Source organism: Bartonella sp. AA86SXKL, assembly GCF_042196885.1.
The window spans coordinates 1-568 of sequence record NZ_JBHIRE010000551.1 but is presented as its reverse complement, the minus strand read 5'-3'; the positions used below and the strand labels follow the sequence as shown (position 1 = coordinate 568).

Below are 568 nucleotides of genomic sequence, written 5' to 3'. Positions count from 1 at the left end.
CAAAGCAACACCACTCCAACAAGCCGCTCGTTTTAGTGCAACACGCAAAAATTAAAACCCCACCATAGAAAAACATAAGGAGAAAGGCACGCAAAAAGCTTTTTCTGTTGCAACCTTTATTGAACTCTATTGCAACCTGTATCGCATACAAAACGAAAGAACCGCAGGAGCCTCTCGTATCGCAACTCTTCAACACATGAAAACAGCGCTTTTATAAGCTTTGCTTGTCAAGCAGGAGCGATCATCGGCAATGCTTCCCAAGAATTGACCGAAAAACTTGCTGCTTTTGGAACATATCTTGGCTTAGCCTTTCAATTAACAGATGATCTTCTTGATGTCACTGCCAGCACTAAAGTTTTAGGCAAAACCGCTGGAAAAGATGAAACAGCGCACAAAGCCACTTTTATTCGTCTTTATGGTATTGAAGAAACACAAAAAAAACGAGACGAACTCATCGCTCAAGCAGAAGCGCTTCTTCTCCCTTTTGGCGCCAAAGCAACACCACTCCAACAAGCCGCTCGTTTTAGTGCAACACGCAAAAATTAAAACCCCACCATAGAAAAACATA

At 42.3% G+C, this 568-nt stretch carries 1 pseudogene; it reads left to right on the top strand.

Annotated features, from left to right (window positions below):
* Nucleotides 1–178 precede the first annotated feature (178 nt).
* A pseudogene (locus tag ACFIO5_RS13235) lies at nt 179–546 on the top strand (polyprenyl synthetase family protein); the annotation flags it as partial.
* Nucleotides 547–568 lie beyond the last annotated feature (22 nt).